Source organism: Enterococcus sp. AZ101, from assembly GCF_050499005.1.
Lineage (GTDB): Bacteria > Bacillota > Bacilli > Lactobacillales > Enterococcaceae > Enterococcus_L > Enterococcus_L ureilyticus.
The window spans coordinates 698,185-711,209 of the sequence record NZ_JBMHEZ010000001.1; the positions used below are offsets into that span (position 1 = coordinate 698,185).

Sequence of the window (13,025 nt, forward strand, 5' to 3'; positions counted from 1 at the left end):
TTCATTCCTCTTTTGATAATCTGGGTAAAGTCTAATCAATCCATGAAAGAAACATATTCAACTATTATAAAACAATAAGCCTTTTTTTATTATTTGGTGAAAATGATGAGGTATTCTCAAATATTTTAATGAAATGCTTATAAATTGATAAAAGAAAACCCTTTCTTCAGTTATAATTAAGTTCATTAAATCACATGAAGGAGAGTCTTATGAGTAAAACAAAAACAGTTATTGTCGGTGCCAATCATGCAGGAATTGCTGCTGCAAACACATTGTTGGATACGTATCCAGATCAAGAAGTCGTAATGATCGACCGTAATACAAACCTTAGTTATTTAGGTTGTGGGACAGCGCTATGGGTAGGACGTCAAATTGAATCTTACGAGAATTTATTTTATACAAACAAAGAAGCATTTGAAGCCAAAGGTGCTAAAATTTACATGGAAACAACAGTAGAGCGTATTGATTTTGAACAAAAAACCGTTTTTTGTAAAAAGCATAATGGTGAAGAATTTACAGAAACCTATGACAAACTGATTTTAGCAACAGGTTCAGCACCTATCAATCCTAACATCCCTGGAAGAGAGCTGAAAAATGTCGAATTTCTAAAACTTTTCCAAGACGGTCAAACTGTGGATGCAGCTATGGCTAAAGAAGAAGTTCAAACAGTTGCTGTGATTGGCGCAGGCTACATTGGTGTTGAGATTGCTGAAGCGGCGAAACGGCGAGGTAAGAAAGTTTTACTATTCGATGCAGCGGACAGATGTCTACCAAACTACTATGACAAATGGTTCACAGATGATATGGATAAAGTTCTAGCTGATAATGGCATCGAGCTTCATTACAATGAATTAGCTAAAGAATACAAAGGAACTGAAAAAGTTGAATCTATCGTCACAGACAAAGGAGAATATGCTGTCGATCTAGTTATCAATGCAATTGGTTTTAGGCCAAATAACGGATTAGGGAAAGACCACTTGGAATTGTTCGCTAATGGTGCTTACTTAGTGGATCTACACCAACAAACAAATGATCCCGATGTTTATGCAGTAGGAGATTGTTCAACGATCTTCTCAAATGCTGTACAACAAACAACGTATATTGCTTTAGCGACAAATGCTGTTCGTTCAGGAATCGTTGCCGCACATAATGTTGGCGGGACACCACTAGAATCCATCGGTGTTCAAGGCTCAAACGGCATTTCAATTTTTGGTTATCATATGGTTTCTACAGGATTAACGGTTCAAGAATCTGAAAAATTAGGCTTGAAAATAAAATATACTGAATTTGAAGATTTACAAAAACCTGGCTTCATGAAAGAAAACAACAACGTAAAAATTAGAATCGTATATGAAGAAGAGTCTCGTCGAATCGTGGGTGCTCAGATGGCTTCTTATGAAGATATCTCAATGGGAATTCACATGTTCTCCTTAGCAATCGAAGAAAAAGTCACGATCGATAAATTGAAATTACTAGATATTTTCTTCTTGCCGCACTTTAATCAACCCTATAACTATATTACAATGGCGGCACTTAGCGCTGAATAATCATGTTTTAGAGGCTGGGGACATAAGTCCTTAGCCTTATTTTAAACGTTTGAGAGAAAAAGCAAATCTTACAAGTTGGTGACTTTTTTCTAAAAAAGTTTAAATTTAAAAAGCTTTCATGTATAATAGTTAAAGTTAACGAAGATACATAAGAAAGTAAGGAGGATTTGTTTTGGCAGAAGATAACCAAAATAATCAAGATCATTCCAAGTCTTCATTCAAAGATCAGGTCTTGCGTTCTTTGCGGGGAGAAGAAATAGGCAATGATGATTCAGCTTCTTCTGAACACAATGCTCAGAACTTATCGCACAATAACGAAGCAGAATATAATCAAGTAGACCATGTTCAGTCTCATAAACAGGAAGAATCAATACCATCAGAAGAAATATATTCAGTAGGTTCTCGTAGTGCAGAACATCATGCAAAACAAAATGAACAACCAGATTTTGCTGCAAAACCAGAACTGGAAAAGCATCAAGGTCCTAAAAATGAAGAATCGAATAAACGTACTAGAAAGAAAGAAGATCGAATCGTCAGCCGAATTGTATTGATTGTTGCCTCTGTGTTGATATTGGTGATCGCAATTTTTGGATTCACGTTCTATAAGTATGTTGATGCAGGTCTACAGCCGCTAGACAAGAAGAATTCAAAATTAGTTCAAGTGCATATTCCAGAAGATTCATCCAATAAGAAAATCGCGAATATTTTAGAAGAAAGCAAAGTGATTAAAAGTGGCTTAGTTTTTAACTATTATGCAAAGTTTAAAAATCTAACTGATTTTCAGGCTGGATACTATCAAATGTCGCCAGATATGACATTAGATGATATCGGTGCACTTTTAAGAGAAGGCGGAACAGCTGAACCAACCCAGCTTGCCGATGGCAAAGTCACAATTCCAGAAGGCTTTGATATTGAGAAAATCGGAGAGGCAATCGAAAAAAATACCGATTTTAAGAAAAATCAATTTATTGAATTGATGAAAGACCAAGCATTTTTTGATTCGATGAAGGAAAAATATCCGGAATTATTGGCAAGCGCAGCTGAAGCAAAAGATGTCCGTTATCGTTTGGAAGGCTACTTATTCCCAGCAACCTATGACTACTATAAAGAGTCCAAGTTAGAAGAGTTTGTTGAACAAATGATCGCTAAGTCTAATAGTGTGATGGAGCCCTTTATTCCAATGGTCCATGCAAAAGGGATGACAGTCCAACAAGTCTTGACATTAGCATCATTAGTAGAAAAAGAAGGGGTGAAAGAAGAAGACCGCAAGAAAATTGCCCAAGTTTTCTTTAATCGCGTAGCAGCGAATATGCCGTTACAATCTGATATTTCGATTTTATATGCTCTAGGTGAACACAAAGAATTAGTCACATATAAGGATTTAGAAGTCGATTCACCCTACAATCTTTATAAAAATACAGGGTATGGTCCAGGACCTTTCAATAGCCCTAGTGAACAAGCAATCAACGCTGTCTTAAATCCAGCACCAAATAATTATCTCTATTTTGTTGCTGATATCTCAACTGGAAATGTTTATTTTGCTGAAACGTATGAAGAACATCAAGAGTTTGTAGATAAATATGTGAACAATACTGATACTGAAAAAAGTGAATAGCTTATAAATTTGCGTATTATATTACGAGCCAACCTATTATTTAGGCGGCTCGTTTCGCTTTACTATAGAATAGGTAGATTATGATCCAAAAGGAATACTTTAAGAATCATCTGTTAAAAAAAGTTTAGCAGATTTATAAAAATTAAGTGAATATTATTTACAATTTGCTTAAAGCGTGGTACTCTTTTGTGGATTGAAAGCGGAATTTTTCAATGAAGATAAAAATAAAACATTGTAGTAAGTTAAGAAGGAGAAATTAACATGGTAGAAAAAGTATTTCCGATGACACTTGAAGGAAAAGAAAAATTAGAACAAGAATTAGAAGAACTAAAAACAGTTAAGCGAAAAGAAATCGTTGAACGTATAAAAATTGCAAGAAGTTTCGGTGATTTATCAGAAAACTCTGAGTACGAGTCTGCTAAAGATGAACAAGCATTTGTGGAAGGAAAAATCACTACATTAGAAAATATGATTCGTTTTGCACAAATCATTGATAATAATGGCGTCGATTCTGATGAAGTTTCGATTGGGAAAACTGTAACATTTATTGAATTACCTGATGGCGATGAAGAAGAATATACTATCGTAGGTAGCGCAGAAGCAGATCCTTTTTCAGGTAAAATTTCAAATGATTCACCAATTGCACAAGCATTAATTGGTAAACGATTAAACGATCAAGTCGCTATTGCAACTCCAGGTGGAGATATGCAAGTCAGAATTACAAAAGTCGGTTAATAAAACAATCAATAAGAACAAAGGGCGAGCCAAAGCTATCATTAGTTTTGACTTGCCCTTTAAACCTGAATAAATTATAGAGGGACTCTTGTCTGTATTTAAAATTAGGGCTAAAGTCCTATAGCAAAATGAGGCTTTAGCAACTAACATTAGTATGGGAATCAAGGTATACTAATTTCATAGGAAGGGGGATTATAATGAATAACCCATGGCGTTTTTTTATCGTAGTAGAAGCATTACTTTTTATATTAGCCTTATGGCAAATTATACATAACCCAGGTTTAGTAGTGGTATTAGTATTAGGTATCTTGAGTGCAGTTTATGCACTTAAAAAAGTACATCGCAGTAATTTCAATAATTTCCAGTTAGTATTGGGGATCATTTTGATTTTGATAGGAGTAATGAATAGCCCGGCATTTTGGTTGATGTTGGTTTTTGGTGTTTTATTTATTGGTCTAAAAGGTGTTGAAATTGCAGGAGTTGATATTACTCAACGAGCTCCGTGGCGAAAGAAACAAATGATCATGGTAGAAACAACGAATGTCGAACCTAAAAGCGGTCGCCGCTTTAAGCGTCCTTGGTTTGCCAATGAACGTATCGGGAGTAATGTTTATGAATGGGATGATATCAATATAGACGTGCTTTCTGGGGATACGATCGTTGACTTAGGCAATACCTTATTACCTAAAGATGATAGCATCATCATCATCCGCAAAGGCTTTGGCCGAACTAGAATTTTAGTTCCTCTTGGGGTTGCAGTTATGCTAGAACATTCGACATTTTATGGAAATGTTAATTTTGAAGAAGAAAAATATCATTTAAAAAATGAATCATTAAAACTCTATAGCCATGATTATGACACAAATAATCGCCGCCTAAAGATCATCACCAATACATTAGTCGGAGATTTAGAGGTGATCCGCGTATGATGGGGAAGATATCCAGACAGATGCTTTCACTATATGCCGCATGTAGTACATTTATTGTCGTTCTACTCACTCTGTTCTCTTATTTTCATTCAATCAAACAAAAAAATTGGATGTTGGAATTACTTCAAAGGAAAGTATTTTATATTCCTTTGATTTTCCATATGCTCTTGATCTCACTGTTAGTGGGATTATCAACATTTCTACTCGTATCTATTGTACAAAAAGCACAATATGGTAGAATTGAAGAAAAACTTCGTTTGTTAGCTCGAGGCAGTTACGAAAATCCTGTCATTACTAAAAGCGTACCACATGCGAGCAATGATCAATACATCGGCGAAGTCGATCATGATATTTTCAAAATTCGAACGAAATTATTGGAAATGTCAAAAGAATTGCAATTATTGAATAGTCGTCCACAAATCATGGATGGAGAGACAAAAGAGGAAATCTTAGAAGCGGAACGTCATCGTCTAGCTAGAGAACTTCATGATTCTGTCAGTCAGCAGTTATTTGCTGCGATGATGATGTTATCTGCTTTGAATGAACAAGCCCAGCGTAGTGATACGCTAGAGATGTTCCGTAAACAATTGGTAACTGTAACCGATATTATCAACGCCTCTCAATCTGAGATGCGTGCTTTGCTGCTTCATTTACGTCCTGTGAGCTTAGAAGGTAAGAGTTTACGTAAGGGAATTGAACAATTATTAAAAGAATTACAAACGAAAATCAAAATCGAATTGACTTGGGATGTTGAGGATGTTCATTTAAATAATAGTATCGAGGATCATTTATTCCGAATCGTACAAGAACTATTATCCAACACGCTTCGTCATGCAAAAGCAAAAGAACTTGAGGTATATCTTCATCAAGTAGACAAAAATGTTCTGTTGCGTTTAGTCGATGATGGTGTCGGTTTTGATATGAGTGAAAATGATAATAAGGCTGGAAGTTATGGCTTGAAAAATATTCGCGAACGTGTAGCAGGTATGGGCGGTATCGTGAAGATCATCAGTTTTAAAGGACAAGGGACAAGTGTTGAGATCAAAGTGCCTGTAATAAAGGAGGAAATGATAAGTGATCAAAGTAATGTTAGTGGATGACCATGAAATGGTGCGATTAGGAGTATCCTCATATTTGTCGATTCAAGAAGATATTGAAGTCGTTGGAGAAGCGGAAAATGGTCAGATCGGTTATGAAAAAGCCCTCGAATTACGACCAGATGTGATTTTAATGGATTTAGTCATGGATGTGATGGATGGGATCGAATCAACAAAAGCAATTTTAAAAGATTGGCCCCAAGCCCGTATCATTATTGTGACTAGTTTTATTGATGATGAAAAAGTCTATCCAGCCATTGAAGCTGGTGCTGCGGGCTACCTATTGAAGACCTCTACGGCACATGAAATTGCCAATGCCATACGTGCTATTGCTAGAGGTGAACGTGTGTTGGAACCAGAAGTAACGACTAAAATGATGGAACGCTTAACGAAAAAGCAAGAGCCAGTTTTACATGAGGATTTGACGAATCGTGAGCATGAAATTTTAATGTTGATTGCCAAAGGTCGTAGTAATCAGGAAATTGCAGATGAGTTATTTATTACGCTAAAAACAGTTAAAACACATGTCTCGAATATCTTAGCAAAACTAGATGTTGAAGATCGTACACAAGCGGCAATCTATGCATTTCAGCACGGTTTAGCAAAATAAAAAATAGACAACTACGGGTGAATAAGGCAATCTTGTTCACTTTTTTTAGTAGTAAAATAAGTACTCAGCAGTAACAAATAAAGTAGAAATAGTACGTACAACACGGAATGATTTACTGTTTCTGTTCAATTAGCTATCTGTTTGTTATACTTAAACTAAATCTAATGCTAGGAGAAATAAACATGAAGCAAAATTTTGCAATTATTGGTCTAGGAAGATTTGGCGGCAGCATTTGTCAAACGTTGATCGAGTCAGGTCAAGAAGTTTTGGCGATTGATAGTAATGAAGACCGAGTAAATGAATACATGAATATAGCAACCCATGCAGTTGTAGCAAATGCGCAAGACGAAGCAACATTGCGTTCTTTAGGAATTCGTAACTTCGATCATGTCGTTGTTGCAATCGGTGAAGATATCCAAGCGAGTATTTTAGTCACTTTGATGGTAAAGGAAATGGGTGTTCCAAACGTTTTAGCTAAAGCCGTGAATGAGTACCATGCCAGAGTATTAGAAAAGATTGGGGCTGACTTGGTTGTTCATCCTGAAAGAGACATGGGCATCAGAGTAGCACATAAATTAGTTTCTCGAAATATTTTAGACTATATCGAACTATCAAATGAAGTATCATTAGCAGAGGTTCGCGTATCAAACCCTAAATTTTATGGCAAAACACTGGGGGACTTGAATTTTCGTCAACGCTTTGGCTTGACCGTAGTGGCCATCCGCCGCTCAAAATCAGAAGTAATTGCCTCGCCAGCAGCTGAAGAGATGGTACGAGAAAATGATAACCTATTGGTAGTTGGCGAAACAGACGATGTTGATTTGCTGGATGAAAAGATGAATGAGTAAGGCCAAGCACTTTATTCTCTGAAAGACAAACTCTGTGCTAAAATAACAAGAGTGATAACTAGCTTTCATGTTAGGAGGAAATTGCAGATGAAATTAACAATTACGCCGCGTGCGCAACAATGGTTCAAAGAGGAAGTCGGTGTTACCTCGGATAGTGGTATTCGTTTTTACGGTAAAATTTACGGTAAGACAGATGTCCATGAAGGGTTTTCTATAGCCATGTCAGTAGAAGCGCCAGATCAACCACTAGTCAAAGAAGAGATTGAAGGCATTACTTATTTTATTGAAGAAACGGATGATTGGTTTTTTAAAGGGTATGATTTATTAGTGGATTATGATGAAGACAAAGATGAACCGAAATACAACTTTGCTGAAAATAAAGAAGATTTGAAACAATAAAAAATCAGCTTAGCTGGATGAAGTAAATTTTCAATAGTTTCTTTTATAGTAAAGAGCCTTAGACATAACTAGCAACTAGTTTTGTCCAAGGCTCGTTTTTTAACTAGATAATGAAGTCGATTTTTCTGTATATTTTTTATGTAACGTATCGATAAGATTCGCTTGATAATCAAGGGCATGTGATAATGGAATGACTTGGAAATTATCAGTTTGCTTGATTTTTTCTGGCAGCAATAGTTTTGATGCTGCTATGTAGAAATCATAATCATCGTCAGATGTTGAGGAGACAAAAGAAACGGTGACAAATGAAAGATGCTCTAAAAAATCAAAAAGAGGTTTCAAGAATATAGCATTCGGCGACAAAATAATTCCTACATTCAACTGATATTTAGGATTATTTCTTTCATAAAAAGGAAGGAGTAAATAAGAACAAATATAAACTAAATCTTCCAAACAATTCTTTATCCAAGCGAATTCTGGGAGTAAAATGATCTCAGCCAAGAATGATCGGACTTTTACTGAAAGTGGTTGATACAACGGATTTTGCTCTTTGATACATTTCTCCATAAAGTTAATGGCCAGTGGGAGTGAATCTTTCAATACAAAGTGATTGAGACAAGTAGTAAAGAGATTGGCATTTAGTAATTCTTTTATGTCATTAGATAATTTTTTCTCAGAAAATAAAGACTGATAAAAGTTTTCAAAGCGTTCAATCAAATTTCCTAAAGGCTGCTGGTCACTTCTCATATACTCTTTTACATAGCTTAGCCTAGGATCGTCTGCGTAAAAATAAATGCTCCAATAGAACATCATAAAGGAAAGAAAAGTAGCTTCTCTTTCTATGAATTGCTGAGGGATCTTCGATTGTTCCAGCTTTTTAATAAAAGACATATTTACTTTTGGAAAAGTTAATTGTTTGAAGGGAGGCTCGATAATGAAGTGTTTCTTTTTGATTCGTAATTGAGAAATTGTTGTTAGTAGATACCATTCTCTTGGTTCAGCATAAGTCATCCATTGATGGTCATGTGAATCAAACAGCTCAACCCCTCTTTTTGTTTCATCTAACGCTAAAAAAAGATCTTCCCCGCATGATGCGATCCAAAAAAAGTTTAGATAAACAATGCGAATCAAGTTTTCTTTCCCTGTAAGTTGGAGTTTGGAACAATTCAACTGAATATCGAAATCTTTTAAATAATTAATCAATGGTTGCAGTCTTCGAATAATCGAAGCCCGACTAATAAAATGATCTCTGCAAAAGTGTTCAATCGTATAATTATTTTCCAAAATTGTCGCAAGTAAAAACTTATAAGGTAAGCTTTTACGAAATAAAAATTGAGCGTATGGAATATCTCGCAGCTTGGATAAATCAATATGTACCTTTCCTTGATCGTTCAATAATTCAAGATTTTGTTTCTCCATGAGATCCTCATGTATCTCAGCAAACAAAGAAATTAAACGAGCATAAGAAAAATCTGTGAACTGTTCAAAATAATGAATGCTATATGTACCATCTGCTGTAGCTAATAGTTGATTAAAAACACTGATCTTGCGTTGGGCAACATCATCTAATAAAATGTCTTCTAGCATATTTAGTCTCCTTTTAGTGATTTTGTTTAAAAGTTATTGCAATTTCTGATGATTAGTTTTACAAAGATAAATAGAGCATAAAAATTAATTCTCTTTATAATAACCATTTAATCTAGGGATTTCAATTATAAATTAGAAATCTAATAATTATTTAAAGTTACATTAATATTTTATTTGTAGTTTATATTGTTGCATCTATCGTAATTTATATATTTTAATTTATATATAATTAAAAAATATGTGTTATTTATATAGTTGGAATTTGTTTTTTTCTATATTGTATAGGAGGTTTCCCCCTTATATTATGGTGAATACGTTTATACATAATTTTATTATTATTCAGTTAAGAATGTATGCTATAATCAAAAAGAATACTTTTTTGGAGGAAATTTTATGCTATCGATTATTGTTCCTTGTTACAATGAAGAGGAGTCAATTCCATTGTTTTTTGATGAAGTGGAAAAAGTGAGTTCGGAAATACAACAGGATATAGAATACATATTTATTAATGATGGATCGACTGACCATACCTTAAGTGCACTTAGAAAATTATATAAAGAGCATCCTGAAAAAGTACGTTATCTTTCTTTTTCCAGAAACTTTGGGAAAGAAGCTGGGTTGTATGCAGGGCTTAAGGAAGCAAATGGAAGCTTGGTAACTGTCATGGATGTAGATTTACAGGATCCGCCAGAGCTATTACCTCAGATGATCCAAATGCTGGAAACGAATCAAGAACTGGATTGTGTGGGTACCAGACGGGGAGATCGTGCCGGTGAACCGCCTATTCGTAGTTTTTTTGCGAAAATGTTTTATCGTTTAGTCAATAAAATTGGAGAAACTGAGATGGTTGATGGCGCACGTGATTTTCGTTTGATGACACGCCAAATGGTAGATGCGATTTTAGAATTAACTGAGTACAATCGTTTTTCAAAAGGCATTTTTAGTTGGGTTGGCTTTAATACAGAATATCTTTCCTATGAGAACCGCGAACGAGTAGCTGGAGCTACGTCTTGGTCTTTTTGGAGTTTACTAAGTTATTCGATCGATGGAATCGTTAATTTCTCAGAAGCACCATTAAATCTTGCTTCTTATATTGGGGCTTTTTCATGTGTGGGTTCAGTGATAACAATGTTTGTGATTTTCTTCAGAACAATCATTAAAGGAGATCCGACAAGTGGTTGGCCGTCGATGGTTTGTATTTTTTTATTTGTTGGGGGATTGCAGTTACTTTGTCTGGGGATCATTGGGAAATATATTGGGAAAATTTTCTTAGAGACAAAAAAACGGCCGATTTATCTGGTAAAAGAAACAGAAAAGGATCGGAAATTATAAAAAAACACTGATTCAGCGCATTAGAGTGAGCGTTGAATCAGTGTTTTTTTGATCAATAGCCTTGATGCAAGGATATTTCATTTTTTACTAGTGTATGATCTTTTAGAAATTGTTTGAGGTTTTGCATAAATATTAGTGATAGTTTTGTTTTAAATTTAGGGGTTAACCCAGAAATATGAGGAGTGATCAAGACATTATCCATGTGCCATAATGGGCTGTCACTAGGTAACGGTTCCTCTTCAAAAACATCCAAAGCCGCAAAACGTAGATGACCCGTATTCAATGCATCAATCAAATCATTTGTATTGACAGAAGGTCCTCGCCCAACATTGACAAAAGCGGTTCCAGGCTTCATTGCAAGAAACAATCTTTCGTTATAAATCTGATAAGTATCATCGGTCAAAGGGAGAATATTTACAACAATATCCATTTCATTGACAATACGACTGATATTTTTATGTGAGTAACATTCAATAAAACCATTTGTTGCATGACCAGATGTATTTACGCCATAAGTTTGGATTCCTAGTCCTTGTGAGAAAACAGCAAGCTGTTGTCCGATATGTCCCGTTCCAACGATCAACATTTTTTGCTCAGAAAGTTGCTGATAAGTGATATTTTCTCTTGTCCACTCATTTTTCGATTGGTTATTGATACTGGCTCGAATCCCACGGAATTCAGTCAATAATGTCCCTAAAACATGTTCTGATATAGATACGCTGTGAATGCCGCTAGCATTAGAAAGCAAGATTTTTTTATCAGCGAAACGCTTCAAATCGTAAGAGTCTACACCAGCTGAAATAGCTTGGACCCATTGTAGTCGACTTGATTCAGAAGCTAACAAACGTTGACCTAATTCTTTGTCCCAGCCAAGCATAATCTGGATATCGTCCTCTATCATTTGAGTTGTTTCTTTTTGAGCATCGATAATAGTATACGCAGGAGCAGCTCGCTTGATTGTTTCAACTTGCTCTTCTTTCAATTGTTCATACAGATAAATTATTGGTTGTCCCATGTTGATTCCTCCTCGCTACTTTATTGTAACAAAAAAGTATCCAAAACCAAAAAAGAGTGAACTGATAATCACATCATTCCACTCTTTTTTGGTTTTGGATTATATTTTTTCTCCGCGAGCATAAGCCGCAGCAAGAATATCGACTTCTTTCTTCAATTCATCGACCATGATTTCTTCTGGAACAGTTCGGATGATTTTCCCCTTTTTGAAAAGCATTCCCTTACCGTTTCCACCAGCAATCCCGATATCAGCTTCCCGCGCTTCACCAGGTCCATTAACAGCACAACCTAAAACCGCTACTTTGATGGGTGCTTTGATGGTTTCGATATATTCTTCAATTTCATTAGCGATTGGGATTAAATCGATTTCGATCCGTCCACAAGTTGGACAAGAAATTAATGTCGCAGCATTACTTGCCAAACCAAAAGCTTTTAAAACTTCTTTGGCGACTTTGATTTCTTCGACAGGATCGGCTGATAATGACACTCGACAAGTATTTCCAATACCTCGTGATAACAATGCCCCAAGACCAGCAGCTGATTTTATACCGCCAGAAAATTTTGTTCCAGCTTCTGTAATGCCTAAATGTAGCGGATAATCGAACGTTTGTGCTGCTAGAGTATAAGCTTCGACTGCTAAGTTAACATCACTTGCCTTCAATGAAACAATAATATCGTAAAAATCTAACTCTTCAAGTATCTCGATATGTTCAACAGCACTGGCTACCATGGCTTCTGCAGTTGGATACCCGTATTTTTGCAAGAATTTTTTTTCTAATGAACCAGCATTGACACCGATTCGGATTGGAATTCCTTTGGCCTTACAGGCTGTGACGACTTTTTCTACACGATCTTTACGACCGATATTTCCTGGATTGATTCGGATTTTGTCTACGCCTTGTTCGATAGCTTTTAGTGCTAAACGATAATCAAAATGGATGTCAGCAACTAAAGGAATCGAAATCTGACGTTTGATAGCACCTAAAGCTTCTGCTGCTGCCTCATCAGGGACTGCCACACGGACTATTTGACAACCAGCTTCTTCTAAGCGTTTGATTTGAGCTACAGTGCCATCGATATCATGTGTTTTTGTGGTACACATACTTTGCATAAACAACTCATCACTTCCACCAATCGTTAAATCGCCAATCTTAACCTGACGAGTATTTTTACGATGGGTCAATTCTCCCATAATTAATTCTCTCCCTATTACTATGCATTTATTTTATAAGACATTTCTAAATAAGTATCATTTATGTTCCAGTTTCTTACATAATTATAAGCCAAATTATGTAAGAAATGTTTAAGATTC

12 protein-coding genes are annotated in these 13,025 nt (G+C 35.6%); 9 read left to right on the forward strand and 3 right to left on the reverse strand.

Annotation, left to right across the window (positions count from 1 at the left end):
* Nucleotides 1-209: 209 nt before the first annotated feature.
* From nox to IGJ50_RS03245, 8 genes are all read left to right on the forward strand, one after another.
* Entirely contained in the window at nt 210-1,547 is a 1,338-nt protein-coding gene (gene nox / locus IGJ50_RS03210) for a H2O-forming NADH oxidase (protein ID WP_429948882.1), read from the forward strand.
* A 172-nt stretch (nt 1,548-1,719) separates the two neighbouring features.
* The gene (gene mltG / locus IGJ50_RS03215) at nt 1,720-3,162 is read left to right on the forward strand and encodes an endolytic transglycosylase MltG (RefSeq protein ID WP_069639065.1); all 1,443 of its coding nucleotides are present in this window, start codon (nt 1,720-1,722) and stop codon (nt 3,160-3,162) included.
* A 261-nt stretch (nt 3,163-3,423) separates the two neighbouring features.
* Complete coding sequence (gene greA, locus IGJ50_RS03220) at nt 3,424-3,897, forward strand: transcription elongation factor GreA (protein ID WP_069639066.1); 474 nt, start codon at nt 3,424-3,426, stop codon at nt 3,895-3,897.
* A 197-nt stretch (nt 3,898-4,094) separates the two neighbouring features.
* Nucleotides 4,095-4,826: a cell wall-active antibiotics response protein LiaF gene (liaF, locus tag IGJ50_RS03225; RefSeq protein ID WP_069639067.1), complete on the forward strand. Its 732-nt coding sequence runs from the start codon at nt 4,095-4,097 to the stop codon at nt 4,824-4,826.
* Entirely contained in the window at nt 4,823-5,926 is a 1,104-nt protein-coding gene (locus IGJ50_RS03230) for a sensor histidine kinase (RefSeq protein WP_069639068.1), read from the forward strand. Before liaF ends, IGJ50_RS03230 begins: the two co-directional genes overlap by 4 nt.
* A complete protein-coding gene (locus IGJ50_RS03235; protein ID WP_069639069.1) occupies nt 5,901-6,533 on the forward strand; it encodes a response regulator in 633 nt (210 codons plus the stop codon). Before IGJ50_RS03230 ends, IGJ50_RS03235 begins: the two co-directional genes overlap by 26 nt.
* A 182-nt stretch (nt 6,534-6,715) precedes the next feature.
* Nucleotides 6,716-7,381 carry a potassium channel family protein gene (locus IGJ50_RS03240; protein ID WP_069639070.1) on the forward strand — a complete coding sequence of 222 codons (666 nt, stop codon included), beginning with the start codon at nt 6,716-6,718 and terminating at the stop codon, nt 7,379-7,381.
* Nucleotides 7,382-7,468: 87 nt separating this feature from the next.
* Nucleotides 7,469-7,780, forward strand: a complete 312-nt coding sequence (locus IGJ50_RS03245) for a HesB/YadR/YfhF family protein (protein ID WP_069639071.1) — start codon at nt 7,469-7,471, stop codon at nt 7,778-7,780.
* Between the two features lie 99 nt (nt 7,781-7,879).
* Here IGJ50_RS03245 and IGJ50_RS03250 read toward each other — a convergent pair whose 3' ends face one another.
* The gene (locus IGJ50_RS03250; protein ID WP_429948886.1) at nt 7,880-9,367 is read right to left on the reverse strand and encodes a helix-turn-helix domain-containing protein; all 1,488 of its coding nucleotides are present in this window, start codon (nt 9,365-9,367) and stop codon (nt 7,880-7,882) included.
* Nucleotides 9,368-9,760: 393 nt separating this feature from the next.
* Between IGJ50_RS03250 and IGJ50_RS03255 the strand changes: the two genes are divergently transcribed.
* Nucleotides 9,761-10,699: a glycosyltransferase family 2 protein gene (locus IGJ50_RS03255; RefSeq protein ID WP_069639111.1), complete on the forward strand. Its 939-nt coding sequence runs from the start codon at nt 9,761-9,763 to the stop codon at nt 10,697-10,699.
* Between the two features lie 52 nt (nt 10,700-10,751).
* On the opposite strand, the gene IGJ50_RS03260 is transcribed toward IGJ50_RS03255, so the two are convergent.
* Together IGJ50_RS03260 and ispG are read right to left on the reverse strand one after the other, a co-directional pair.
* The gene (locus tag IGJ50_RS03260) at nt 10,752-11,714 is read right to left on the reverse strand and encodes a phosphoglycerate dehydrogenase (RefSeq protein ID WP_429948887.1); all 963 of its coding nucleotides are present in this window, start codon (nt 11,712-11,714) and stop codon (nt 10,752-10,754) included.
* 99 nt (nt 11,715-11,813) lie between these two features.
* Nucleotides 11,814-12,905 carry a flavodoxin-dependent (E)-4-hydroxy-3-methylbut-2-enyl-diphosphate synthase gene (gene ispG, locus IGJ50_RS03265; protein WP_429948889.1) on the reverse strand — a complete coding sequence of 364 codons (1,092 nt, stop codon included), beginning with the start codon at nt 12,903-12,905 and terminating at the stop codon, nt 11,814-11,816.
* Between the last annotated feature and the right edge of the window lie 120 nt (nt 12,906-13,025).